The following is a 25,109-nucleotide window of genomic DNA, read 5'->3' on the forward strand; positions in this document are numbered from 1 at the left end:
GCTATTCGGCCGCGGGCGCGGAGCGGGCTGCAAAAGCTGCTTTCGTTCTGAGTCGAGCGCGGGCTCGGGCTGGCGCCGGAACGCTGAGAAAGTCGACGATGCTGTCGCGAGCGCGGCGCGCCTCGGGCATCTCGATCAGCGGCCAGACGTGGAACATGCCTTCCTCGTAGACCAGGTCGACCTCGACCCCGGCAGCGCGCGCGCGTTCGGCGAAGATGAGATTATCTGGCGTCAGCATGTCGCGTGAACCGGTCAGCAGCAGCGTCTTGGGCAGCACGGACAGGTTGCCGTAGAGCGGGCTGATGTGCCAGTCGGTGCGGTCGAAACCGGCGCTGTAGAGCCGCACCGCTTCCAGCCCACCCGCAATACCCAGCCACGGATCCTGCCGCTCGGCCTCGAAGACTTCGGGATTTGCAAGCGAAACGTCGAGACCGGGCGAGATCAGCACATGGCGCGACGGTGCCGGCAGCCCCTCCTCGGCGGCCATCATGGTCAGCACAACGGCCATGTTGCCGCCGGCGGAATCGCCCATGAAGACGATGTCTTGCGCCTCAGTCTCTTCGAGCATGCGCCGGTAGACGTTGCCGACCATGCCGAACATGTCATGGAAATTGTGCTCCGGCGCGATGGGATAGACCGGCACGGTGATGCCGAAACCGAGACGCTCGGCCATTTCGGCGATCAGCCCCCAATGGTAGGACGTGATCTGAAAGACATAGGCGCCGCCATGCATGTAGAGGATGCGCCGGCTTTCGCCCGCCTTCGGCGCGATCTCATAGACGGGAAAGCCGTCGATCTCGGTCTCGGTGATGTCCAGCCGTGCCCTGAGCAAGGCAGGCGGATGATAGTCCTCGGTCTTGCGGGCGTAGGCGATCCAGCGCTGCAGGTTCTCGGGACTGGAAAACGCCTTCTTGCGGCTGTGCCTGAGAACGAACGAAATGAGATGGCTTTTCAAACTGGGCATGCAGATACACGCGCTTCGGCAGAGCCGACTAAGAGAATTCCCCCGCTCTGCGAAGATTGTACCTCAGTTAAAAATGTCAAGGATCACGCTGGCACATCGGCGTGATCGGATGGTGCCGGTTCTTTGTTTGCGCGATTTCGGGCGGAAGGCTACGGCGAATTGCCGAGCCTAACCGCTGCGCACTTTCCTGGAATTGCTCTAGCGCCGCTTCGACAGCAGCGCCGCGCGCAGTCTGTTGTCGACGTTCGCCGAGGCCGCGTCGCGGCCCAGGCGCTTGCCGAGCAGCTTGCATTTATCGGCGAAGGTCATCAGCGCGGCGTGCCCAGAAGCAGCGCATGAAGGGCTGCCTGAGGGTCGCTCGGCGGCGAGGCCGGCCAGCCGATATCCTTCTGGACATGCGCAGGCAGGCTGTTCAGCGCGCGGATCGCCTTGTTCCTGGCATGAGCCTGCCGGATGGTGACACCGAAGCGGCTGAGATTATCGTACATCGACATTTTCATCTCCCTTTGAAGAACCAGCGGCAGCCGAGGATCTGCTTTCATGCATGTCGTTTCCCAAAAACACTTTTGGGCGACATGCACGTCGGCCGCCGTTCGATGCGCGTTAAATGCGTCCCGCATGTATCGGATCGATTTCGCGAAAACAGCGTTTTGGTTTCCGGATCGCGCGAATCCGGAAACATTTGCATACAAATGAATTGACCATGCCGGCGGGCCCGTTTCGATCCGATAGCTGCCATCGGCGGTTGACAGAGGCGAGCAGCTGCATTGTTATTGTGCAATGCGGCGTGGGGCGTGTGCATCGCAGCATGATGCGATCGGATCAAGGCATCGTGACGAGCATCCATAGTGTCCAATATCTGCGCGGCCTCGCCGCCTGCGCGGTGGTCTTCTTTCATGTCAGCGAGCAGTTCGGCGGTCCGTTCAACGTCGGGGCGGCCGGCGTCGACGTCTTCTTCGTCATCAGCGGCTTCATCATGTGGGTGACGACGACCGCCGGCAGGCCGGCTGATCCTTGGCGCTTCATGGGGCGCCGGATCACCCGCATCGTGCCTCTCTATTGGATCGTCACGCTGCTGACCGCGGCCGGCATCCTGATCAAGCCGCAGTTCTTCTACGGCCATTTCTTCAGCGTCCCGAATTTCGCTGGTTCGCTGTTTTTCCTGCCGGTTCTGCAGGAGAACGCGCTGCATCCCATCGTCATACAAGGTTGGACGCTCTGCTATGAAATGATGTTCTATCTCGTTTTCGCGCTTGTCCTGTTCCTGGGCGAGCGGTGGCGGTTCGGCGTTCTCACCGGCGCGCTTGTCGCCATCGTCGCGCTGCATTTCGTCCTTCCGGCCGGATATGCGCATGCCTTCACCGATCCCGTCGTGATCGAGTTCGCGGCCGGCGTCTTTGTGGGGCGCATGTGGCTCCAGGGCGCCAGGCTGCCGCTCGGGGTGGGACTGGCGATGGCTGGCGCGGGATTTCTTCTGCTTGCGGCCGGCCTACTATTCGATGCCGATTTGCCGCGGGCCTTGCGCTGGGGACTCCCGGCCGCATTGATCGTGGCGGGTGCGGTTTTTGCCGAACGGTCGCGGCCGTTCAAGCCGGCTGCCTTGCCCACATTTCTCGGCGATGCGTCCTATTCGATTTATTTGTGGCATGTCGTGGTCGGCGTCCTGACGACTGGCGTCGTCCTGAGGACCGGCCTGCCGGCAGCGATGCAGCCGGCGACGATCCTGGTCGCCACGCTGGCGCTCTCGGCGATGCTATATCTGATCGTCGAAAAGCCATTGATCAGGCTGCTGCATCCGCAACGTCCCAAGGGCGCCGTCAAGGCAGTCAATGCCGCGGCCGCGGGGGCAGCGGAATGAACTGAAACGTTAGTCCCGACCGCGCCGTGCAGCACGCTCCTCGCGTGAACGCCGGCGTGGGGTAGCGTCACCGGCGGTGCCGTCCTCGCTCATCGCCTTGCGCGGCGGCAGCTTCACCGCGGCCGCCAGTTTCGGGAAGGGGTCGACCTTGTTCGGCAGCGCCATGGCGTAGACGAAGTGCTCCTGGAATTTCGGCTCAAGCGCCGTCTCGATCTTCTCGATCCTGCTCACCGTCTCCTCGATCTCGCGCCGGTAACCGCGATTGAGCAGCGCCATGCGCGCGCCGGCGCCGGCGGCGTTACCGACGGCCTGGACCTTGTCCAAGTCGCAATCCGGGATCAGGCCGAGCACCATGGCGTATTTCGGATCGATGAAAGAGCCGAAGGCACCGGCGAAATGGATGCGGTCGACATGGTCGGTGTGCTGCTTTTCCATCAGAAGCTTGGTGCCGGCATAGAGCGCCGCCTTGGCAAGCTGGATGGCGCGCACGTCGTTCTGGGTGATGGTGATCTTGGGCTCGCCCTCCTTCAGCACGTAGGAGAAGGTGCGGCCGTTGGGCACGATGCGCGGCGAGCGCAGGCCGAGCGATCCGTCGACGACGCCATCCTCCGAGATGATGCCGGCGAGATACATCTCCGCCACCACTTCGATGATGCCGGAGCCGCAGATGCCGGTGACGCCGGTGGCCTGCACGCTGTCGGTGAAGCCCGGCTGATCGGACCACAGTTCCGAGCCGATGACCCGATATTTCGGTTCCAGCGTTTCGGGATCGATGCGAACGCGCTCGATGGCGCCAGGCGCCGCGCGCTGGCCGCCGGAGATCTCCGCGCCTTCGAAAGCCGGGCCGGTCGGGGAGGAGGCTGCCACCACGCGCGTGGAGTTGCCGAGCACGATCTCGGCATTGGTGCCGACGTCGACGATCAGCATCATCTCGTCCTGGCGATGCGGGCCTTCCGACAGGGTGACGGCGGCCGCGTCGGCGCCGACATGGCCGGCAATGCAAGGCAGCATATAGAGGCGCGCGCCCTGGTTGAGCTTCAGGCCGATGTCGGAGGCCTTGATGCGCACCGCGCCGGAGACGGCAAGCGCGAAAGGCGCGCCGCCCAACTCGGTCGGATCGATACCGAGGAACAGATGATGCATGATCGGATTGCCGACAAAGACGGAATCCAGGATGTCGTTGCGCTGGACATTGCCTTCGGCGCAGACCTTGTCGACGAGGCCGGAGATCGCCTCACGCACGGCGACCGTCATGCCTTCGCGACCGTCCGGGTTCATCATCACATAGGAGACGCGGCTCATCAGATCCTCGCCGAAGCGGATCTGCGGATTGGACGTGCCGGAGGACGCAGCAACGCGACCCGACAGCAGCGACACCAGATGCATGGCAATGGTGGTCGAGCCGATGTCGCAGGCAAGGCCGTATGCCTCGTTCTTCAGGCCGGGCCACAGTGCGATGACGCGCGCGATGTCGCTGTCGGCGTCCTTGTGGATGGCGGCGGTGGCGGTCCAGTTGCCCTTGCGCAGAATGCCCTGCACCTGCGGCATGAGATAGAAGTCGAATTCGAGGTTCTTGAAACCCCAGTCCTTCATCAGGGCGATTTTCAATCGGTCGAGGTCGCCGAGGGGCTTGTGCATGTCGGGTTCTTCGATCTCGACATAGCACATGCGGATCGCCGTATCGCGGGCGATCACCCTGGTATCTGCGTCCTTGCGGATGGTCTGGGCGTTGATGACCGTGTCCTGCGGCACGTCGATGACGAGGTCGCCGAGGATCTGCGTCGAGCAGGAGAGGCGACGCCGCTCGGGCAGGCCGCGCACGCGTTCGTAGCGCTCTTCCTTGGCGCCCTTGGGCGAGATGTGGTCGTTGGACGAGACGATCTTGTGCTTGGCGAAATTGCCTTCCTGCACTTCGATCTGGCAGCGGCCGCAGGTGGCGCGGCCGCCGCAAACGCTTTCGACATAGACGCCGAGCTGGCGCGCGGCATCGAGCACCAGCGTTCCGATCGGGAACCGGCCGCGCTTGCCGGACGGCATGAACAGCACGAGCGGATCGGTGATGTTGGGGGGAGGATTCATGCTGGCACGTGTCTCGATGGCAATCGCCGATGCCGTTTAACGGATCGTTTTACTATTGGGCGGAGAGTCCGTTGGTCCAGGGGCCAACCATGTCGGATCTGCTGCTCTCCGCCATCTTCACCGCGTTCACCGTTGTGCGCGTGATCAAGGGCTCGTGGCTGCGCAACCCGCAATATCTCGCCACCGGGATCCTCGGCGCGATCGTCGGCGCGCTGCTGCTGCACGCGTTCTGGCCCGCCTATGATGATGATCTCATCGTCGGCGGCGTTACAGGCATTTTCGGATCGTGGGCGGGAATGGCGTTGTTCGACGCCATATTGGGCGTGGCCTGAACGCAAAGCAGAGCTGTCCGGCCGCATCCACGATGCGATCGGACCAGCCTTGCTTGCGGTGCGGCTCACGATTGCGCGCTTATCCTCTGGCCATGCGGGCTTCGCGGCCGCCGCGGCGCCGGCCGCCATTGCCGTTACCTTCGCCCGGCGCATTGACGGCCGTCGGAGCCGCAACCGCTTGGCCGCCTTCGGCCGGCTTATAATCCTTGTAGGTGCGGATCCAGTTGGTGCAGTTCTCGTCGGTGCCGTTCAGCACATTGGCGCCGCGCACGGCTTCCATTTCCTGCGGACGGACCGGGTTCATGATTGCCGAGGTCATGCCGGCGCCGATCACCATCGGGATGAAAGCGGCGTTGATGCCGTGGCGGTGCGGCAGCCCGAAGGAGATGTTGGAGAGGCCGCAAGTGGTGTTGACCTTGAGCTCTTCGCGCAACCGGCGCAGCAGCGCGAACACCTGGCGGCCGGCATCGCCCAGCGCGCCGATCGGCATCACCAGCGGGTCGACGACGACGTCATGCGCCGGGATGCCGAAATCGGCGCAGCGCTCGACGATCTTCTTGGCGACGGCGAAGCGGACGTCCGGGTCCATCGAGATGCCGGTCTCGTCGTTGGAGATGGCGACGACCGGAACGTTGTATTTCTTGACCAGCGGCAGGATGGCCTCGAGCTTTTCTTCCTCGCCGGTGACGGAGTTGACCAGGGGGCGGCCCTTGGCGACCTTCAGCGCGGCTTCGATCGCGGCGCTGACCGAGCTATCGATCGACAGCGGCAGGTCGACCAGGCCCTGCACGATCTCCAGCGTCTGCACCAGAAGCGCCGGCTCGGTCGCATTGGGGTCGACGGCGGTGACGCCGGCATTGACGTCGAGCATAGTGGCGCCGCAGGCGGCCTGTTCCAGCGCATCCTTGATGACGGTCTCGAAATTGCCGGCCACCATTTCGGCGGCCAGCTTCTTGCGGCCGGTCGGGTTGATGCGCTCGCCGATCACGCAGAAGGGCTGATCGAAGCCGATGACGATTTCTCGGGTCGCCGAGGCGACGATGGTGCGGGTCATGCGATCTCTCCGTCGGGATATAAAGACTTCTTTATATCGTTATCTGATTTGGTTCAAGTGAATGCGTGCCGTCCGCGCTCTTAGGCTCTAGGTTCATGTGTGTCGTTGCCCAAACCGGTTCCCACTTTGGGGCGACATACATCAATGCGCGGTCTTCACCATATCCACCTGGGTTTCGGTAATCTCGTCATGCAGCAGGTGGTCGAGCCGGTCGGCGACCAGCTGGTCGTCGCGGCGGATCTCCCGCTTCCAAGGCTGGCGGCCTTTCAGCACGCCGGATTCATCGACGATCTCGGCGACATATTCTTCTTGGCGATAGGCCATCACATGGATGCCGGCGACGCCCGGGATTTCCTTCACCTCGTTGATGATGTCGATGCAGAGCTGCTTGCCTTCCTTCTTCTGATCCTGCGCGCCCTCCAGCCGCTTGATAACCGCATCGGGGATGTGGATGCCCGGCACGTTGGAGCGGATCCATTTCGCGGTCTTGGCGGAGGCGAGCGGGCCGACACCGCAGAGCAGGAAGAGCTTTTCGGTGTGGCCGAGGTCGCGCGCCTTCTGCATGAAGGTTCTGAACATCGGCACGTCGAAGCAATACTGCGTCTGCGCGAACTGCGCGCCGGCGGCGATCTTCTTGCCGAGGTGGATCGGGCGGAAGTCGTAGGGCGGTGCGAAGGGATTGACCGCGCAACCGAGGAAGACCTGCGGTGGCGTCGTCAGCTTGCGGCCGGACAGGAACTTGCCATTGTCGCGCATGATGCGGATGGTTTCGAGCAGCGACATGGAATCGAGGTCGAATACCGGCTTGGCGCCGGGCTGATCGCCGGCCTGCACGCCGTCGCCGGTGAGGCAGAGCATATTGGCGACGCCCATCGCGGCGCCGCCCAGCACGTCACCCTGGATGGCGATGCGGTTCTTGTCGCGGCAGGCGATCTGCATGATCGGCGCATAGCCCATGCGGGTGAGCAGCGCACAGATGCCGACCGAGGACATGTGGCAGTTCGCGCCCGAGGCATCGACCGCGTTGATGGCGTCGACCCAGCCGTCGAAGATCTTGGCGCGGTTATAGACGTCTTCCGGATCGGCGCTGTCTGGCGGGTTGAGCTCGGTCGTTACCGCGAACTCGCCGCGGCGCAGCACGCGCTCCAGCCGGCCGCGCGACGTGTGGCCGGGCAGGGGCTCGAGCGGCAGGTGGATGCCGGCCGGGTTCTCGTCGATCTGGCGGATGGTCATGCCGAAGCTCCGGGATTCTTGGCCGCTTCGCGCGCGGCGGCGGCCTGCGCGGTCACGCGGAGCCAGGCCGAGGTTTCGCGCAGCGACTGATCGACCGGCTTCTGCACGGTCAGGATCTTGTCGCCATGCACCATGTTGCGCGAGCCTTCCCAGGCCTTGACCCAGACGCAAGGCATGTCCGGCTCGACTTCGCAATTGCCGTTGGCGCGCACGCCGCCGCAAGGGCCGTTGCGAAGCTGCTTCGGGCAATTCATCGGACACGACATGCCGGTGGAGGAGAGCACGCACTGGCCGCACATGCGGCAGTCGAACATGAAGCCCTTGACGCGCTTCTCGATGAATTTCACCGGGGCTTCGACCCGGCTGTAGCCGATGCCCTTCCACAGAGGGTGCAGGAGCAGGAAGGCGTCGGCGAACCGGCCGTAGAACCATTCGAGCAACCGCGAGTGCCGGATGGACCAGAGTCTGACGGCAAAAGTGCGCTGGACGCGCCGCTGCGGCGACACGTCGGCAGGCTTGTAGTCGGATTTCGGCGCTGCCTTCTTGACCAAGGTGGCCTGGGTGACCGCCGGGTGTTGCTCAGACATTTTCTTTCCCGCCAGCCTTGACCAGAGCGACCAGCCGCTCGCGGTCATATTTCGTGTCGAGTTCCTGATAGGCCTTCTCGACCTCGGCCTCGATGTCGTCGCCGACCGGAACCGGGTCGGCCTTGCGCCATTCCGCCAGATAGTCGTCGGTGCCGCCGGCGCCGGTGCGCATGGCGCACATGTCTATCGCCTCAGTGAAGCGCAGCGGCAATTCGCGCTTGGCGTTCTGCCGGCCCTTCTTGACGATGACCTGGGCTGGGATGTCGCGCCAGTAGACGACGATCAGATCGGCCATGAATTCTCAACTCCTCGAAGTCATGGAGCATTGCCGCATGCGTGGTTGAGCCGCTTGTTATGGGACGACGCGCGCGCCTTCAAAAGCGACGCTGGCGATGGCGCAAAGCGAATGCTGAAATCCGTTGCGACTGATCACCAGACGCGCTTGGTCAGGCCGGTCCAGAGATAGAACCAGATCGTCGGGTGATACCATTGCTTCGATGGCAGGCCCGTATCGATCGTTTCCAGTCTGCCGGCCAGCGCATTGCCGACCGCCTCGACGCAGATATCGCGCGAAAAGGCTGCCTGCCGCAGCGCGTAGCTGGCGATCGTATCGCCGGTCTTGGGCCTGCCGCGCACCTGCTTCAGCACGCCGCCGGTGTCGACGCCGGCATCGACCAGGTGAACGGTGGTGCCGAAATTCCCTTGATCGCCGCAGGCCAGCGCCCAGTAGCCGCCATTCATGCCGCGATATTTCGGCGCGGTGCCGGCATGGTAGTTGAGCACCGGGCAAGGCATTCTTGCCAGCGTTTCCTTCGACAACAGCCTGCAGCCGGCAAGCAGCACCACGCCCGGATTGATCCTGGCGACCGCCTCGAGGCATTCGGGCCCGTTGGCGGATGGCACATGGATGATCACCTGACCTTGCCGCGGTTCAGTGTCGAGCTTCTCCTCGGCGATCAGCCTCTCGGCATGACCGGCGAGGAACCGCTTGCCGAGCCTGGTCAGCACCATGGTGCCGAGCTGGCCTATGGCCGAGATCCAGCCCTGACGTCGCGCACGGCGGATGAGCAGGCGCTTTTTGGATTCGGCGGATTCGAGGATGACGCTGACGGGACCGACGCGGTCGGCAATCGCATTGACGATGGCCCAGATATGCGGGCCACCTTCGGTGACGACCACGATCGGTCGCGTATTCGAGTCCGACGCTGCCACGGCACCCACCCGCTTGAAATTGCGCGCATGCTATGCGGAGCAGGTTAATCCTTGGTGTGACGGCGCCGTTTCAACGAGGCAGCAGAGGACGGGTTCAGCGCTTGAATTCCATGATGTCGAGCTTCGATTCGTAATAGGGCGCGGGGAATTCGATGCGCCATTCGCTGGCGCTGTTGCGGAAGGCGTAGCCGACCTGGTCGCTTTCGAGACCGCTGCCATAGGGCTTGGCCTTGTCATCATTGACCGAGAACGAGCCGAGATAGATGGCGCGTTTCTCGCCGTCGTCGAAGAAGCGGCCGGCGGTGCGCTGCGAACCGCTGATCTTGGCGAGGCGCCAACCGGAGCCGTCGTCGGTCACCTTGCACTTGAACCAGCCATAGATGATGAGCGGGCTCAGGCCGCCCACCTTGATGGTGCGGCACTTCCAGTTGCCGGTGAGATCCTTGTCGGAGAAGGCGACGAGGGGCCTGGCGAGCAGTTCGTCCAACTGCTTGACCTCGGACGGATCGCCGGCTTTTGCCGCCTCGAGAGCCGCCTTGCGCGTATCGCCATATTTGTCCAACCGCGCCTTGTCGGCTGCCGTGATCAGCTTCTGCACCTCGCCGTCGGCAAGGGACGGCAAAGTGAGGGCTACGAGACCGAGGGCGGTAAGGAACAGGCGAGGCATCATGAACGTGTTTCCTCAAATCAATTGCTGGAACAAAGTTCTTTCTATCGCTGGCGCACAACTTACCGGTTCGCGCTCACCTGTCATCCGTGCTTTACAGCGTGAGCCAGAGCCGGATGATTTCAGGTCGGGTCGACCTGAAATCTGAATCCGGCTCCAAATCAAAGAGATAGAGCATGATGTCGTCCGAAAACCGCTCCACACTTTTCGGCATCATGCTCTAGAAAATGGCGGTTGATCGATGCGAATCTTGCTCACGGGATCGTCCGGCTGGTTGGGCGGCATGCTCAAGCCGAGGCTTGAAGCGCTCGGCCATGAGGTGGTCGGTCTCGATCCGGTTGCCTCGGCGCGCACGCAAGTCGTCGGCTCGATCGCGGATCGCGATCTTGTCCTGAAGACCGTCCGCGAGAACAGCATCGAAGCCATCATTCACAGTGGGGCGCTGCACAAGCCGAATATCGAGCATCATGAGAACACGGCCTTTATCGCCACGAACGTGCAAGGCACGCTCAATCTGCTCGATGCTGCCGTGGCCTGCGGCGTGCAACGCTTCGTCTTCACCTCGACGACATCGCTCATGATCTCGCAGGCAATCCGCGCCGGCTTCCAGGGCGGCGCGCGTAGGGCCGCCTGGCTGACGGAAGAGATGTCGCCTGAGCCGCGCAACATCTATGGCGTGACGAAACTCTCGGCCGAGCATCTCTGTCGCCTCTACCATATCGAGCATGGACTGCCGGTGGTGGTGCTGCGCACGGCACGCTTCTTTCCCGAGGCGGACGACATGGCGCATGCCATCGAGCAGTCCGATGCCAACACCAAGGCCAACGAGTTGCTGTTCCGGCGACTGACGGTGGAGGATGCGGCGGAAGCCCATGTGGCGGCCCTGGAGAAGGCGCCGAGCCTTGGCTTCGACATCTTCATCATCTCGGCGCCGACGCCGTTCCGGCCGCAGGATTGCGCCGAGCTGATCGCCGACGCGCCGACGGTCGTCGCGCGCTATTTCCCGGATTATTCGAGGCTCTATGCGAGGAAGGGCTGGACGATGTTTTCCTCGATCGACCGCGTCTACGATCCGTCGCGGGCGAGGGAGCGGCTGGGCTTCGTCTGCAGGACCAGCTTCGCCGATGTGCTTGCAGCGCTGGAACAGGCGTGACGGCTAGCCGTCTCGGGCGGCGCCCTGTGCCGTCCGCGCCAGCTCGCCGGTCAGGTCGCCATAGCCGGTCGAGCGGCGCTCATAGGCGAGGCCAAGCATGGCGGCGGCTTTCTCGGCGACCTTGTCGAGCTCCGGATCGTCGGTCTGGGCGAGATAGATCAGCTTCTCGTAATTGCCGAAATAATCCTTGATCAGCTCGGGATGCCGGTCGAGGCCGAGCGGCTTGATGAAGAAGGCCTCGAACTGGCGGCAGAGGAAATCAGTCATGTAGAACGACATCATGTCGTCGTCGGCGACCTTGGCGTAGGCGTCCATGCCCTGGTAGAAGGCAAAGCAGTGCGGCCCGGCCATTCGCTCGACGCCGTGCTTCTGGATGACGCGATCGAGTAGGCCGCCGGTGCCGCAATCGGCATAGCCGACGAAGATGTGCCGGTAGCCTTCCGCCTTGGCCTTCTCGATCGCCTTGTCCATCGCCGGCGCGATGCGGTCCGGATAGAAATGGAACTCGGCCGGCAGGCAGGTCAGATCGAGATGGTCGAGCTTTAGCTGTTGCTTGACGGCCAAAACTTCGCGCGCAATCATCCCGCAGGCGATGACGAGCAGCCTGTCTGTTTGATTCGGTTCCGTTTTTTGCGTCTTGACCAAGTCGAGCCGGCTTTCGCTGCGGGGCTTAATATCTGTCGAGGGAGACACCGTCCATGAAACTGTTACGCATCGCGCCGATCGCCATCCTGGCCTGCGCGCTTGCACTCACGGCCTGCGCCAACACCATCCGGGGCGTCGGCAAGGACGTCAAATCGACGGCAAGGGCGGTCAAAGACACCGTCAACTGATCGGCAGCCTCGCCTATCATCTGGTACAAAAAAGCCGCGCTGCAAGGCGCGGCTTTTCTTGTCGATCCATCCTGATGCCTTGGGTCAGGCGGAAGCGCGAACGTTGTGCTTGCGCTTCATGAAGTCCTTGGCGGTCTCGACCGCCACCGCAGCATCGCGGCAATAGGCGTCGGCGCCGACGGCCTTGCCGAATTCCTCGTTGAGCGGCGCGCCGCCGACCAGCACGACATAGTCGTCGCGGATGCCCTTTTCCTTCATCGTGTCGATCACGACCTTCATATAGGGCATGGTGGTGGTGAGCAGCGCCGACATGCCGATGATGTCGGGCTGGTGCTGCTCGATGGCGTCCAGGTATTTCTCGACGGCGTTGTTGATGCCGAGGTCGATGACGTCGAAGCCGGCGCCTTCCATCATCATGCCGACCAGGTTCTTGCCGATGTCGTGGATGTCGCCCTTGACGGTGCCGATCACCATCTTGCCCTGCTTCGGCGCGCCGGTGGCGGCGAGCAAGGGGCGCAGGATGGCCATGCCGGCCTTCATCGCGTTGGCGGAGAGCAGCACTTCCGGCACGAACAGGATGCCGTCGCGAAAATCCTCGCCGACGATGCGCATGCCTTCGACCAGCGCCTCGGTCAGCACCTTGTAAGGCGCCCAGCCGCGCTCGAGAAGGATGTTGGTGCCTTCCTCGATCTCTTCCTTCAGGCCGTCATACAGGTCGTCGTGCATCTGCTGCACGAGCTCGTCGTCGGAAAGCTCGGAAAGGATGATCTCGTCGTCGGACATTTTCTCGGGCTCCTTGCTGCTCGGAATGACTGCGGCAGCCTAAAAATCAATGCGCCAATACCTAACCCGCGAGGGCAAGCTAGCCATAGCTGATTTGCGACTTCCCGCAAAAGGAAAGCGACTGGAAAGTTGGCGCTTTTCTTGTCGATTTTGCGACAGGCGTTGGCGCTGGCGGGCCGTTTCCAATAGGGTGCATGGTTACGATCCGGCGAGAAGCGGCGGTTACGGGCCGCGAGCCAATCCAGACCAGGTTTTATAGGAAGCACGATCATGAGCGAGAACGCGGCAGTCGACCAGGAAGCGTCAAACGCACGGCGCGGGCGCGGTGCCAGCGGCGGCGCGGCGGCCCGGCGCGCGGCGCGCTCGGGCGGCGGTCCGGGCACACAGCTCACCTATATCAAGCGCAAGATCAATGTCTACGAGGTCCTCAACGAGGAAGGCCTGGCGCTGATCGAGAAGAATACCGACACTGTGCTGGAAGAAATCGGCATCATTTTCCGCGACGACGCCGAGGCGCTGGCGCTTTGGAAGGAAGCGGGCGCCGACGTCAAGGGCGAGCGCGTGCATTTTCCGAAAGGTCTTTGCCGCTCGCTGTTGAAGACCGCGCCTTCGATCTACACCCAGCATGCGCGCAACCCGGAGCGCTCGGTGCAGATAGGCGGCAACGCGACCGTATTCGCACCGGTCTACGGCCCGCCCTTCGTGCGCGACCTCGACGGCAACCGCCGCTACGCGACGATCGAGGATTTCCAGAATTTCGTGAAGCTCGCCTATATGGCGCCCTCGATCCACCATTCGGGCGGCACGGTGTGCGAGCCGGTGGACGTGCCGGTCAACAAGCGCCACCTCGACATGATCTACTCGCATATCCGGTATTCGGATAAACCGTTCATGGGCTCGGTGACGGCTCCGGAACGGGCCGAGGACACGGTGGCGATGGCCAAGCTCGTGTTCGGCGACGACTTCGTCGAGAACAACACGGTGCTGACCAGCCTGATCAACGCCAACTCGCCGATGGTGTTCGACGAGACCATGCTAGGCGCGCTGAAAGTCTATTCGCGCCATAACCAGGCCTGCATCGTCACGCCGTTCATCCTGGCCGGCGCGATGAGCCCGGTAACCGTCGCCGGCACGCTGACGCAGGTGCTGGCCGAAGTGCTCGCCGGCGCTTCGTTCACCCAGCTGATCAGGCCTGGCGCGCCGGTGCTGTTCGGCACCTTCGCCTCGTCGATCTCGATGCAGTCCGGCGCGCCGACCTTCGGCACGCCGGAGCCGTCGCTGGTTTCCTACGGCGCCGCGCAGCTCGCGCGCCGGCTCGGCCTGCCGTTCCGCACCGGCGGCTCCCTCTGCGCCTCGAAGGTCCCGGACGCGCAGGCAGCCTATGAGAGCGCCAACACGCTCAACTCGACGATCCTTGCCGGCACCAATTTCGTCCTGCATTCGGCTGGCTGGCTCGAGGGCGGTCTCGCGTCCTGCTACGAAAAATTCATGATGGATATCGACCAGCTCGGCATGCAGCAGAAGTTTGCCGAAGGTGTCGACCTGTCGGAAAACGGCCAGGCGATGGACGCCATCCGCCAGGTCGGTCCGGGCAGCCACTATCTCGGCTGCGACCACACGCAGGCGAATTTCCAGACGGCCTTCTACCGTTCCAGCATCGCCGACAACAATTCCTACGAGCAGTGGCTGGCCGAAGGCGAGAAGACCGCCCCGCAGCGCGCCAACGAGCTCGCACGCCGCTGGCTGGAAAGCTACGAGGCGCCGCATCTCGATCCGGCCATCGACGAGGCGCTGAAGGACTTCATCGCCAGGAAGAAGGGCTCGATGGCCGACGCCTTCACGTGAAAGGAGCCCGAGTCAGGCCGGGCTAAAGTGGCCGACATCATCCACAAGGAAGTCTGGCGGAGCGCGTTCTCCGACCCGGACCGGAAGGGATGACTTTTTTCCGCGGCACGGTCGAGGAGATTGCGGCCGCACTCGCGGCCAACGGCCTGATTCTCCGCGGCGGTTTCAGCTTCGGTGACGATGAGGTGGCGCCAGCCGGGCCTTCCGGCGCGCCGGCCAAATCCGTGCTGCTTGTCGGACAGGCGGGCGCGGCGCCCTGGCCGCATTTCCAGCGCTGGCGGGAACGACAGGCGAGGGACATCGCCAACCCACTCGACAGTTGGTCGCGCGAGGTGATCGGCGCGGTGGCGAAAGAATTCGGCGCCCGCGCGGTGTCGCCTTCGGACCGGCCCTATCTGCCGTTCCAGAAGTGGGCGATGCGGGCCGAAGGGCTGAAGCCGTCGCCGCTCGGCATCCTCATGCATCCGACCTATGGACTTTGGCATGCCTATCGCGCCGCATTGCTGTTCGAGGACGAGATTTCTCTTCCGGAAGCTCATCAGCCGATTCACCTTTGCGACGCATGCGTCGAAAAACCCTGCCTGAAATGCTGCCCGGTCGGCGCATATTCGGTGGATGGCTTTGCGCACGGGGCGTGCCTGGTGCATGTGCGTGGCACGGATGGTGCGCCCTGCCGCGCCGGCGGCTGCCTCGACCGCAACGCCTGTCCTTACGGCGCTGAGTATCGCTATCCGGCCGATGTCCAGGCTTTCCATATGGCGGCGTTCGCCGGACTGTAGGCATTCTTCCGAACCGCACGGAAACTTGACCGCGATCGAGAGGTTGCGGCTTGCCCTGCCGGGCGGTGCGGATATCTATCGCCTGGCAACCGGCGGAGCGCGCAATGACGAAGCAGGACATCAAGATCAAGACCCTGGACGGCACGGCGAAGGCACGGCTGTTTCGTCCAGCCGCGCCGGCCAAGGCTGGCGTCATACTCTATATGGATATTTTCGGTCCGCGCCCGGCGCTCGACCAGATGGCCGAGCGCCTCGCGGAGCATGGCTATGCCGTGCTGGTGCCCGATCTCTTCTACCGCTATGCGCCCTATGGTCCGTTCGATCCCAAAACCGCCTTTGCCGAGGAAAAGACCAAGGCCCTGCTGTTGATGCTGAGCGGCGGCACGACGCAGGGCATGACCATCCGCGACGGCAGCGCGTTCCTCGATGCTCTGGCCGCCGAGGGGATCGCCGGACCGACTGGCGTCGTCGGCTACTGCATGGGCGGCGCGCGGGCGCTAAACGCGGCGGCGAGCTATCCGGACCGGATCGTTGCCGCGGCAAGCTTCCATGGCGGCAATCTCGCCAGCGACGCGGCCGACAGCCCGCACCGCAAGGCGTCCTCGATCAAGGCGCGCGTCTATGTCGGCGTCGCCGGCGTCGACCGCAGCTTCCCGCCGGAGCAGTCGGCGCGGCTGGCAGAGGCGCTCAGGGTGGCAGAGGTTGACCACGTCATCGAAAACTATGTCGGCGTCGACCACGGCTGGTGCGTCAAGGACCACAGCGTCTATGACGAGGCGGGCGCCGAGAGGCATTGGAAGCGGCTGACGACGTTTTTCAAAGAGACGCTGGGTTAGCCTTCTTTCGCAGATCGCGGAGGGGGCGTCGTGCAGCGCGAGCCTTCGAATGTTCGCGCTGCCCCTCATCCGCCCTTCGGGCACCTTCTCCCCGTGAACGGGCAGAAGGAAATGCGCCTCCGCAAAAAAATCTTTCCATCGCCCCAAGGATTGGCCATTAGCCTTCGTCCAACAGGCAAATGATGGCGATGATGCTGGACGACGGCGAAGCCTCCGATGCCGAACTGATCGGGCGGGCGAGGGGCGGAGACAGGGGTGCTTTCGGCAGATTGCTCGAAAGGCATTACGGCTTCGTCTATCGCGCCGCCTTTCGCTGGTGCGGCCGCAAAGCCGACGCCGAGGACATCGCCCAGGACGTCTGCGTGCGGCTCGGCCGCGCGATCCGCGATTATCAGGGCAGCGGCGCCTTCACGACATGGCTCTATGCCATGACGCTGAACGCTTCGCGCGACATGATGCGCAAGCGCGCCCGCGACACCGCCAAAACCGATGCCTACGGCGCCTATGCGCTGATCGCGGGCGACGCGTCGGCGGAGATCGACGATCCGGCCGAGGCGCTGTGGGCGGCGGTGCGGATGCTGCCCGACAAGCAACGCGACGCGGTGCTGCTGGTCTATGGCGAAGGTCTCAACCACGCGGCGGCGGGCGAGATCATGGCGATCTCGGAGACGACAGTGTCCTGGCACATCCATGAAGCGAAGAAACGGCTGAAGCTGCTGATGCGCTCAGCCGGGGAAGTGTGACCATGGTCGACGACAACGAACTCGAAAGGCTGCGCGATATCGCGGTACCGGCGCCGGACGGCGAGGCGAAGGCGCGCGCGTTCGCCGCCGCGATGCAGGCTTTTGACCTCGACGAAAAAATCTCGCCTGTTCGCCAAGGAACGTTCGCAGGCCTTCGTCTCACGGAGCGAGCAAGAATGCTCTGGAGAGACATCATGCAACGGAAACTCATCGCCACACCGGCCATCACCGCGCTGGTCGCGCTGCCTATCGCCGGCTATGCCGCTTTCGAGATGCTGAAGGACCACCCGCCCGTCGTCGGCGGCAACGGCACGGTCACCGAGACCTTGGCCGACAAGCCGGCGGCGCAGAAGCCTGCGCTGGAACAGCCCGCGATTAACGAGCCGCTGGCAGCGGCGCCGGCCAAGGAGAAGAAGACAGACGCCGACGCCGAGACTCGGGCCAATTCACAAGTGGCGGCGCCGAAGCCGGCGACAGAGGTCGACGGCCTGCTCAAGCAGGAGGCTGCGCCGGAGAGCAAGCGCGCCCTGCAGCCTGCGCCGGCGGAGAGCGGCCAGCTCGCGGCCGGCGACAAGGACGGGTCGTCAAACAGAGTGATCATGTCGATGACACCGCCTAGCGTCGATGAGGCTGAGCGGGCCGACAAGGCGCCGGCAGGCGGCGCGGCCGCCGTTCCGGCGTCTCCGCCCGCCGTTCCGGCGTCTCCGCCCGCCGTCGCCGATTCCAAGCTGATGGTGCAGCCCGCGCCCATGCCGGTCGACCAACTGCAGCCGCAGGAGGAAAACCGCGATCGCGTCGAGAATTTCAAAACCAATCCGGTGCATGAAACAGCCCAGGATCCGGTCTCGACTTTCTCGATCGACGTCGATACCGCCTCCTATTCGTTCGTGCGGCGCTCGCTCAAGGAAGGCAGTCTGCCCGAACCGGACACGGTCCGCGTCGAGGAGATGATCAACTACTTCCCCTATGACTGGAAGGGACCGGATTCGACCAAGACGCCGTTCAACTCGACCGTCACCGTCATGCCGACGCCGTGGAACGAGCATACCAAGCTCATGCATGTCGCGATCAAGGGTTTCGACGTTAAGCCGGCTGAGCAGCCGAAGGCCAATCTGGTCTTCCTGATCGACGTCTCGGGCTCGATGGACGAGCCCGACAAGCTGCCGCTGCTGAAATCCGCCTTCCGCTTGTTGGTGAGCAAGCTGAAGCCAGACGACACCGTCTCGATCGTCACCTATGCCGGCAATGCCGGCACGGTGCTGATGCCGACCAAGGGGGCGGAAAAGCAGAAGATCCTTGCGGCAATCAACAATCTGGCGCCCGGCGGCTCGACGGCCGGCGAAGAAGGCATCCGCGAGGCCTACAAGCTTGCGCAGCAATCCTTCGTCAAGGACGGCGTCAACCGTGTGATGCTTGCCACCGACGGCGACTTCAATGTCGGCCAGACCGATGACGACGACCTCAAGCGGCTGATCGAGAAGGAGCGCAAGACGGGCGTGTTCCTCTCGGTGTTCGGCTTCGGCCGCGGCAATCTGAACGACCAGATGATGCAGATCATCGCGCAGAACGGCAATGGCACGGCGGCCTATATCGACACGCTGGCCGAAGCCGAGAAGGTGCTGGTCGAGGATGCCTCCTCGACGCTGTTCACCATCGCCAAAGACGTCAAGATTCAGGTCGAGTTCAACCCAGCCACGGTCTCCGAATACCGTCTCGTCGGTTATGAGACCCGCGCGCTGAAGCGCGAGGATTTCAACAATGACCGCGTCGATGCCGGCGATATCGGCTCGGGCCATTCGGTGACCGCGGTCTATGAGATCACGCCTAAAGGCAGCGGTGGCGAGCAGGTCGATCCGCTGCGCTACGGCCAGGCCAAGGTCGACAATGGCGGCGTCGCCAATGCCGGCGAATATGCCTTCGTCAAGATCCGCTACAAGCTGCCGGACGAGAACGTCTCGAAGCTCATCACCACGCCGGTGACCGCCGCCAATGAGGTCTCGTCCTTCGATGCGGCCGGCGCCGACCAACGTTTTTCGGTTGCCGTCGCGGCCTTCGGGCAGAAGCTGCGCGACGAGGATCAGACCGCGAATTTCAGCTATGACCGCATCGCAGAGATCGCCAATGCCGCGCGCGGCGCCGATCCATTCGGCTATCGGGCGGAGTTCCTGTCGCTGGTGCGGCTGGCCTCATCGCTGGGCGGCAACAAGTAGGCCATTGCGGATTGAAGGAAAGGCCGGCGGGACAGATCCTGCCGGCCTTTTTTCGATCGTTAAATTGCACGGCTTTTCCGGAACCTCGCCGCAACGAGCTTCTGTTAGTCGGTGCTGACAAGGGTTTGAGGGATCAGCAGTGCATATCACGACAAGGGGGAACGTGAACTCGACGACGGCCAATGCCCCGGTGCGCGGACCGTCCGCTGCTTCAGCGGAAGCCGCGCGAATCAGGAACGATGTCGACGCGGCGCGCAACACAGCGCTTTCGGCCCTCAACAACGACCGTTTTCGCTCGATGCTTGAGCAGATCAGCGACCCCGGCGCATCGAGCGCCCTGATGACGATGGGCGCCGACAACCAGGGCAGTGCCGGCACCGATCTCAATACTGCGCTGTCGCGCTACGCTGAAAACAGCAAGTAGAAAACGTATCAGGCGCGGCTGCGCCGGCGCTCGCGGCGGGCTTCGCTGGTCTCGGCGGTGTTTGCCGTCGCCGCCTTGTTGCGCATCGGGCCGATGCGCTCGACGATCGTCTCGACGGTCGGGCGGGTCGACTTGGTGTGCGCGTCCAGCGCCTTGCGCATGGCAGCAAGGTGCGCGAACGAGGTGCCGCAGCAGCCGCCGACAATCTTGGCGCCGGCATCGACCGCCAGCCGCACATAATCGGACATCAGCTCCGGCGTGCCGGAATAGTGGATCTCCGCGCCGCGGAACTCCGGAATGCCGCAATTGCCCTTGACGATCACGGTCGCATCGGGCTTCGCCTCGGTCATGTCGAGCAGCGACGCCAGGATATCGGAAGCGCCGACGCCGCAATTGGCGCCGACGCCGAGAGGGGCCTGCGACAGGCCATCGGCGACGGCGTGGATATCCTTCGGCAGCAGGCCCATCATGGTGCGGCCGGCCGTGTCGAAGGAACCGGTGTAGGTATAGGGCAGGCCGACCCGGATGGCGGCCTCAGCCGCGGCGCGGATCTCGTCCGGCGCCGACATGGTCTCGATCCAGGCGACTTCGGCGCCGCCGGCCTTCAAGCCCTCGATCTGTTCGGCGAAGGCCTCGACCGCCTCGTCATAGGTCATGGCGCCAAGCGGCACCAGCAATTCGCCGGTCGGGCCGACGGAGCCGGCGACGATCACCTTGCGGCCGGCCTTGTCGGCGACGGAGCGGGCAATCTCGGCGGCGCGCTTGTTCAGCTCGTGGACGCGATCCTGCGCGTGATGCAGCTTCAGCCTGTGGCGAGTGCCGCCGAAGGAGTTGGTGAGAATGATATCGGCGCCGGCGTCGACAAAGTTCTGATGCAGGCTGGCGATGGTCTCGGGCGCCGTCTCATTGAGCAGCTCAGGCGCTTCCCCGGCCTCAAGACCCATCGCGAACAGATTGGTGCCGGTGGCGCCATCGGCCAAAAGCACGCCTTTTTCGGCAAGCAGTGCGTCAATCGGGTTGGTCGCGGTCATGGCCCTGAATTTCCTGCGTGGAATGGCTTTCGCGTTCAAATTTAAATAACGATATAAAGAAGTCTTTATGTCCAGTCAACGAATTTGCGGCCGCGAAAGGCCACGGGTTTCGCTGGAACGATCAGGGGCAGCCAAGATGATATCGATGCGCGCGATCAGGCAGAGCCTGATGGGAAGGACATTGCGGCCAGCTTTTGCGCAAAGCTCGCGGCCTCGTGCGCGTTGATGTCGGCGGCCCGGATCAGGTTGTCGAAATGGCTGGTGAGCGTGCGGATCGGCTGAGTGGCGCTCAACACGATATACATGTCGCCGACATAGATCGCGGCGCGATAGGGGCCAAAGATCGTATAGGGGATCGAATAGCGAATGCGGCCGTCATAGAGGAACAGGCGAAAGGTCGGATAAAGGTCGTCAAGCAGCGCCGCCATGTGCAGCAATTGCTTGCGCCGTTCGGCCTCGGGGAAACGATCCCAGACACCGAGGCCGCGCGCGAAGATCTCCAGCGTGTGGCGCGGCATGCAGACTTCCATGTCGGTCTCCGGCCGACGGTTGTAGTCGATGCGATATTGCGTTTCGCCTGCCTGCGCCTCACGGCTCTTGTTGGCAATGCCGGCCTCATATTCCACCAGTGCCTCGGTCCGCAGAAGGTCGGGAATGCCGGCGGGCACATAGCGGATCTTGGTGCCGGCCGCCTCGGCATGCCATTTGGCCAAAAGCGTACGGTCGAAGCCGTCGGGCGCCTCCTCGATCTCCAGGCTTTCTCTGATTTCGCCGGTGACCCCTTCGTCCTGGCTCAGGCCCAGCAGCCAGTCGAGCGACACTTTGAACTCGGCGGCGATGTTGAGGAGGGTCTCGGCGCGGCGCAGGCGAGTCGAGGCGCCGGAGAGGAGCTGCGACAGCGCCGAACGGTCGATGCCGACCGCCGTCGCAAAGGCCGACTGGTTCAGGTCGGACCGTGTCAAGAGCAATTTCAGGCGCTCCCGAAAGGTCGTCGACAGATCGCGCTTGTCCATCACGCTGCTTCCGTGTCGGAGAGGAAAAATTTGCGCCGGAGCCGTTCTGAACGGGGTTCAGGCGGAAATGAATCCCGATGTTTGTTTACAATGTATAACATATGCCGCCAAAAATGCGCATTCGCAACGGTTTGTGCGCATTGTCGCGTTGATGTAACGGCAGGCTACTGACACAATGTTGTCAGGAATCGAGTTGGTTCCGGCGACTGAGGGCAGTGGTCGAGAGCATGGCAAGCGTGAATACCGGCACGAAAAAGAGACGTAGCAGCACACCGGCTGTCGAATGGCCGACAGTCTCCCTCACACTCTTCTGCTACGGCGCATGGCTCGCCACCGGTTTCCTTGTCTGGCCATCCCATCCGCTTCTGGCGCTTGCCGTCCTGCCCTTTATCCTGGCTCTGCAATCGTCGATCATGCACGAAGTGCTGCACGGTCATCCGACCCGCAACGCCAGGATCAATGAAGCCTTCGTCTTCCTGCCCATCGGCATGGTCTGGCCGTTCCGCCGCTTCAAGACTATCCACCTTCGCCATCATGCAGACGAGCGCCTGACCGATCCGCTCGACGATCCGGAGAGCTACTATCAGGCGCTCTGGATGCATGAGGGCCTGCCGCCGACAATGAAGCTTCTGCTCAAGATCAACAACACCATGGTTGGCCGCCTCGTCCTCGGTCCGTGGTTGTCCTCTGTCGGTTTCTTCATCGACGATGCCAAGCAGATCCTTGCCGGCGACGAAGCGATCCGCAAGGCCTGGGCGCTGCATGCCGTCGGCCTCGCGGTTGTGGCGCCGATCGTCACGTTCGGCTTCGGCATCCCGCTGTGGCTCTATATCCTGGTGCCGGTGTGGCTCGGCCAGTCGCTGATCTCGATCCGCACCTATGCCGAGCACCAGTGGTCGGAGCATCCGGAGGGGCGAACGGTGATCGTCGAGCGCTCGCCGCTCTCCTTCCTGTTCCTGAACAACAATCTGCATTTCGTTCATCACAAGAGCCCGACCATTGCCTGGTACCGGCTGCCGAAGCTCTTTCGCGAGCGCCGCGGGGAATGGCTGCGGATGAACAACGGTTATGCCTATCCGAACTATTTTGCGATGCTGAAAGCCCATGCGTTCAGGGCCAAGGAGCCGATCGTCCATCCGGTGCTGCGGCGCACGCCGGAACCGGGCCGCGCCTTCAAGCCGCGCGTCAGGGCGCGCAATGTCAGCGGACTTGGCACGGCGCCGGTTCCCGCCGAGCCGCCGAAGGAGTAATTCGACTATCCCGCCCCTTTTTTCGCGGCGGAACGCAGGCGCCGAAGGCCGCTTGCTTTTGAAAGCTATTCGACATGAGCAAGTTCGTTGCGGCCCTGCCTATGTATGATTGGTCCGAAGCGCGGGGCGAGGTCGACGCGCAATGGGCGCGGCTCCGTGACGCTTTCCGGCAAAGGGGCATCGATGCGCCGGAGGCGGTCGTGCGCAGCAATCGCGAGCTGCCAGGGGTTCCCGGCGGGATACTCGACGGCGCCGGCAAGCCGATTGCGCCCGACCCGGCGACGCTGCCCCCGGAAGAGTTGGACTTTCACCAGCTCTGGCTGAGCCCGGCGCTGCTCTTCGGGCAAACCTGCTGGGGGCCGATGGAACTCGGCCTTGCGCGGCATGTGCAGGTGATTGCGCAGCCGAGCTACGATGCGTTCGAGGGCGGGCAGGGAGAGCTCTATTCCAGCGCGCTGGTGATGCCGGCGGATGGCGGACCGGGGATTGCCTCGCCCGTGGACGGCAAGGCCCTCATCCCGATCGACCTTCTCCGTGGCAGGCGCTTCACCTTCAACAATCCGGATTCGATGTCCGGGCTGATCGGCCTGCAGCGCGACCTGGAGGCGATGGGCGAAAGCCTGGACATCTTCGCCTCGCGCGGCGAAAGCGGCGGCCACCGGTCGTCGATCGTGGCCGTCGCGGAAGGCAGGGCCGACGTCGCGGCCATCGACTGCGAAAGCTGGGCGCTGGCGCAACGTTTCGAGCCGGCGGCGAGAGGCGTGAAGGTGGTCGGCTGGACGGCGCGGCGCAAGGGCCTGCCCTATATCACCGCCCGAACGACGCCGGAAAAGATCGTTGCCGCGATGCGCGACGCCGTCGCGGCTATCGAAGGCGGATCAGAGCAGCCGCTCGTCCAGCTTGTAGGCTGAAAGCTTCTCGTTGCCGGTTTCGGTGATCAGGATCTGCTCCTCGATCTTGACGCCTTCGCGCCCGCCAAGCCTGCCGATATAGCTTTCGACGCAAAGCACCATGCCGGGTTCGAGCACGCCGTCCGGCGTGTCGTCGGTCCAGTCGCCGGCATGCGGCAGCGTCGGATATTCGTCCGCCAGGCCGACCCCATGATAGAGCACGCCGTAGCGCGTCGGATAGCAGTCGTCCGGCGGCACCGCCGAGCGCTCGACGAGATCGCGAAAGGAGATGCCCGGCCGCATCAGTTCGGTGTTATGAGCGATCTGACCGGCGGCGATGCGGAAGAGGTCGTGCTGCTCGTTCGACGGCTTTCCGTCGCCGCAAAGCCATGTGCGCGAAAGATCGGCGCAGAACCCGTAGGGTCCGATCAGGTCCGTGTCGAAGGCGACGAGGTCGCCATCCTCGATGACGCGCGAGGAGCATTCCTGGAACCAGGGATTGGTGCGCGGTCCCGATGACAAAAGCCGCGTTTCGATCCATTCGCCGCCGCGCGCGATGTTGCCGCGATGCAGTTCCGCCCAGAGCTCGTTTTCGGAGATGCCGGGCTTCAGCGCTGTCTCCATCTCGCCAATCGCCGCCTCGCAGGCGACGATGGCGCGGCGCATGGCGAGGATCTCGTCCGGCGATTTGATGAGGCGCGCATTCTCCATCACCGCCTCGCCATTGCCTATCGCGATGCCGCGGCGGGCGAGTTCCTCAACGCCTTCCGGATTGATGCGGTCGACGGCAATGCGGCGGTTGCCGCCGCCATGCTCGGCAACGAGCTCGGCGATACCGGCACCCCAGCGCCGGACTTTCTGCTCGGTGAGCTCGCCGCTGTAGAGATATATCCACGATACCGCAGGGCGCACCTCGTCGACGACGCCCGAATGGTCGGACAGGTGCTCGCAGGAGAAATAGTCGAACAGCACCACCGGCCCTTCCGCGGCGACGAAACAGTGGCGTGTCGAATTGTGCGCGACCCAGAGCTGCATGTTGGTCGAGTCCGTCGCGTAGCGGATGTTGACCGGGTCGTAGAGCAGGGCGCCGGCATAGTCGCGGCGTTTCAGCTCGGCGCGGATGCGGTCCAGCCGGTATCTGCGCATTTCGGCCAAGTCCGGCGCGGCGACGCCCGCCGTCGCCCACTCGGCTTCGGTAGTCGCGCCGTAGCCCAGCAGATGCTGGTTGAGCGAGGCCGCCTTTTCACGCGAGGCCTCGCGCAGCGCTTCGACCGAGCTTGGCTCGAAGGGCATGATCTTGCGATGGCGGCCGAAGCCTAGCTTGTCCATTCGT

The 25,109-nt window shown here is 63.6% G+C and carries 26 protein-coding genes; 12 read left to right on the forward strand and 14 right to left on the reverse strand.

Going from position 1 to position 25,109, the window contains the following annotated elements:
• Position 1 precedes the first annotated feature (1 nt).
• Entirely contained in the window at positions 2–964 is a 963-nt protein-coding gene (locus tag CK219_RS00975) for an alpha/beta hydrolase (RefSeq protein WP_095764925.1), read from the reverse strand.
• A gap of 308 nt (positions 965–1,272) precedes the next feature.
• Entirely contained in the window at positions 1,273–1,458 is a 186-nt protein-coding gene (locus tag CK219_RS00980; RefSeq protein ID WP_095765549.1) for a hypothetical protein, read from the reverse strand.
• A 338-nt stretch (positions 1,459–1,796) separates the two neighbouring features.
• Here CK219_RS00980 and CK219_RS00985 point away from each other — a divergent pair, with 338 nt between their 5' ends.
• Positions 1,797–2,822 carry an acyltransferase gene (locus CK219_RS00985; protein WP_245340358.1) on the forward strand — a complete coding sequence of 342 codons (1,026 nt, stop codon included), beginning with the start codon at positions 1,797–1,799 and terminating at the stop codon, positions 2,820–2,822.
• Positions 2,823–2,831: 9 nt separating this feature from the next.
• Here CK219_RS00985 and CK219_RS00990 read toward each other — a convergent pair whose 3' ends face one another.
• On the reverse strand, positions 2,832–4,901 hold the full coding sequence (locus CK219_RS00990; protein WP_095764926.1) for an ASKHA domain-containing protein: 2,070 nt from the start codon (positions 4,899–4,901) through the stop codon (positions 2,832–2,834).
• Between the two features lie 89 nt (positions 4,902–4,990).
• Between CK219_RS00990 and CK219_RS00995 the strand changes: the two genes are divergently transcribed.
• A complete protein-coding gene (locus CK219_RS00995) occupies positions 4,991–5,233 on the forward strand; it encodes a hypothetical protein (RefSeq protein WP_245340359.1) in 243 nt (80 codons plus the stop codon).
• Between the two features lie 79 nt (positions 5,234–5,312).
• On the opposite strand, the gene CK219_RS01000 is transcribed toward CK219_RS00995, so the two are convergent.
• The 6 genes from CK219_RS01000 to CK219_RS01025 all read right to left on the reverse strand — a co-directional run bounded on the left by CK219_RS01000 (position 5,313) and on the right by CK219_RS01025 (position 9,989).
• The gene (locus CK219_RS01000) at positions 5,313–6,287 is read right to left on the reverse strand and encodes a methyltetrahydrofolate cobalamin methyltransferase (RefSeq protein ID WP_095764928.1); all 975 of its coding nucleotides are present in this window, start codon (positions 6,285–6,287) and stop codon (positions 5,313–5,315) included.
• Positions 6,288–6,428: 141 nt separating this feature from the next.
• Positions 6,429–7,520, reverse strand: a complete 1,092-nt coding sequence (locus tag CK219_RS01005) for a methylenetetrahydrofolate reductase (RefSeq protein ID WP_095764929.1) — start codon at positions 7,518–7,520, stop codon at positions 6,429–6,431.
• The gene (locus CK219_RS01010) at positions 7,517–8,107 is read right to left on the reverse strand and encodes a methylenetetrahydrofolate reductase C-terminal domain-containing protein (protein ID WP_095764930.1); all 591 of its coding nucleotides are present in this window, start codon (positions 8,105–8,107) and stop codon (positions 7,517–7,519) included. The genes CK219_RS01005 and CK219_RS01010 overlap by 4 nt, the downstream gene beginning before the upstream one ends.
• Positions 8,100–8,402 carry a virulence factor gene (locus CK219_RS01015; protein ID WP_066999671.1) on the reverse strand — a complete coding sequence of 101 codons (303 nt, stop codon included), beginning with the start codon at positions 8,400–8,402 and terminating at the stop codon, positions 8,100–8,102. Before CK219_RS01015 ends, CK219_RS01010 begins: the two co-directional genes overlap by 8 nt.
• A gap of 134 nt (positions 8,403–8,536) precedes the next feature.
• Positions 8,537–9,319 carry a formyl transferase gene (locus CK219_RS01020; protein ID WP_095764931.1) on the reverse strand — a complete coding sequence of 261 codons (783 nt, stop codon included), beginning with the start codon at positions 9,317–9,319 and terminating at the stop codon, positions 8,537–8,539.
• Positions 9,320–9,413: 94 nt separating this feature from the next.
• Positions 9,414–9,989, reverse strand: a complete 576-nt coding sequence (locus tag CK219_RS01025; RefSeq protein ID WP_095764932.1) for a DUF4893 domain-containing protein — start codon at positions 9,987–9,989, stop codon at positions 9,414–9,416.
• 238 nt (positions 9,990–10,227) lie between these two features.
• On the opposite strand from CK219_RS01025, the gene CK219_RS01030 reads away from it, so the two are divergent.
• Entirely contained in the window at positions 10,228–11,139 is a 912-nt protein-coding gene (locus tag CK219_RS01030) for an NAD(P)-dependent oxidoreductase (protein ID WP_095764933.1), read from the forward strand.
• 3 nt (positions 11,140–11,142) lie between these two features.
• On the opposite strand, the gene CK219_RS01035 is transcribed toward CK219_RS01030, so the two are convergent.
• Complete coding sequence (locus tag CK219_RS01035) at positions 11,143–11,784, reverse strand: DUF1638 domain-containing protein (protein WP_095764934.1); 642 nt, start codon at positions 11,782–11,784, stop codon at positions 11,143–11,145.
• 53 nt (positions 11,785–11,837) lie between these two features.
• On the opposite strand from CK219_RS01035, the gene CK219_RS01040 reads away from it, so the two are divergent.
• Positions 11,838–11,972: an entericidin A/B family lipoprotein gene (locus CK219_RS01040; RefSeq protein ID WP_041003961.1), complete on the forward strand. Its 135-nt coding sequence runs from the start codon at positions 11,838–11,840 to the stop codon at positions 11,970–11,972.
• A gap of 84 nt (positions 11,973–12,056) precedes the next feature.
• Here CK219_RS01040 and CK219_RS01045 read toward each other — a convergent pair whose 3' ends face one another.
• Positions 12,057–12,755, reverse strand: coding sequence for a B12-binding domain-containing protein (locus tag CK219_RS01045; protein ID WP_095764935.1), 699 nt, complete (start codon positions 12,753–12,755; stop codon positions 12,057–12,059).
• A 270-nt stretch (positions 12,756–13,025) separates the two neighbouring features.
• Between CK219_RS01045 and CK219_RS01050 the strand changes: the two genes are divergently transcribed.
• The 6 genes from CK219_RS01050 (at position 13,026) to CK219_RS01075 (ending at position 19,592) form a co-directional block, all read left to right on the forward strand.
• A complete protein-coding gene (locus CK219_RS01050; RefSeq protein ID WP_095764936.1) occupies positions 13,026–14,600 on the forward strand; it encodes a trimethylamine methyltransferase family protein in 1,575 nt (524 codons plus the stop codon).
• A gap of 89 nt (positions 14,601–14,689) precedes the next feature.
• The gene (locus CK219_RS01055) at positions 14,690–15,379 is read left to right on the forward strand and encodes a 4Fe-4S dicluster domain-containing protein (RefSeq protein ID WP_095764937.1); all 690 of its coding nucleotides are present in this window, start codon (positions 14,690–14,692) and stop codon (positions 15,377–15,379) included.
• A gap of 104 nt (positions 15,380–15,483) precedes the next feature.
• A complete protein-coding gene (locus tag CK219_RS01060) occupies positions 15,484–16,215 on the forward strand; it encodes a dienelactone hydrolase family protein (RefSeq protein WP_095764938.1) in 732 nt (243 codons plus the stop codon).
• 182 nt (positions 16,216–16,397) lie between these two features.
• A complete protein-coding gene (locus tag CK219_RS01065) occupies positions 16,398–16,958 on the forward strand; it encodes an RNA polymerase sigma factor (RefSeq protein ID WP_095765551.1) in 561 nt (186 codons plus the stop codon).
• A 2-nt stretch (positions 16,959–16,960) separates the two neighbouring features.
• Positions 16,961–19,168, forward strand: coding sequence for a VWA domain-containing protein (locus CK219_RS01070; RefSeq protein WP_095764939.1), 2,208 nt, complete (start codon positions 16,961–16,963; stop codon positions 19,166–19,168).
• Between the two features lie 163 nt (positions 19,169–19,331).
• Entirely contained in the window at positions 19,332–19,592 is a 261-nt protein-coding gene (locus CK219_RS01075; protein WP_245340360.1) for a hypothetical protein, read from the forward strand.
• Positions 19,593–19,600: 8 nt separating this feature from the next.
• On the opposite strand, the gene bmt is transcribed toward CK219_RS01075, so the two are convergent.
• Entirely contained in the window at positions 19,601–20,623 is a 1,023-nt protein-coding gene (bmt, locus tag CK219_RS01080; RefSeq protein WP_095764940.1) for a betaine--homocysteine S-methyltransferase, read from the reverse strand.
• Between the two features lie 155 nt (positions 20,624–20,778).
• Complete coding sequence (locus CK219_RS01085) at positions 20,779–21,636, reverse strand: helix-turn-helix transcriptional regulator (protein ID WP_095764941.1); 858 nt, start codon at positions 21,634–21,636, stop codon at positions 20,779–20,781.
• A gap of 227 nt (positions 21,637–21,863) precedes the next feature.
• Between CK219_RS01085 and CK219_RS01090 the strand changes: the two genes are divergently transcribed.
• Both CK219_RS01090 and CK219_RS01095 read left to right on the forward strand, forming a co-directional pair.
• Positions 21,864–22,886 carry a fatty acid desaturase gene (locus CK219_RS01090; RefSeq protein WP_095765553.1) on the forward strand — a complete coding sequence of 341 codons (1,023 nt, stop codon included), beginning with the start codon at positions 21,864–21,866 and terminating at the stop codon, positions 22,884–22,886.
• 74 nt (positions 22,887–22,960) lie between these two features.
• Positions 22,961–23,797 carry a PhnD/SsuA/transferrin family substrate-binding protein gene (locus tag CK219_RS01095; protein WP_095764942.1) on the forward strand — a complete coding sequence of 279 codons (837 nt, stop codon included), beginning with the start codon at positions 22,961–22,963 and terminating at the stop codon, positions 23,795–23,797.
• Here the strand turns inward: CK219_RS01095 and CK219_RS01100 are convergent.
• Entirely contained in the window at positions 23,765–25,105 is a 1,341-nt protein-coding gene (locus CK219_RS01100) for a Xaa-Pro peptidase family protein (protein WP_095764943.1), read from the reverse strand. The two genes, CK219_RS01095 and CK219_RS01100, sit on opposite strands and share 33 nt — an antisense overlap.
• Positions 25,106–25,109: the final 4 nt, after the last annotated feature.

Origin of the sequence: Mesorhizobium sp. WSM4313 (assembly GCF_002294725.1) — a bacterium.
Lineage (GTDB): Bacteria > Pseudomonadota > Alphaproteobacteria > Rhizobiales > Rhizobiaceae > Mesorhizobium.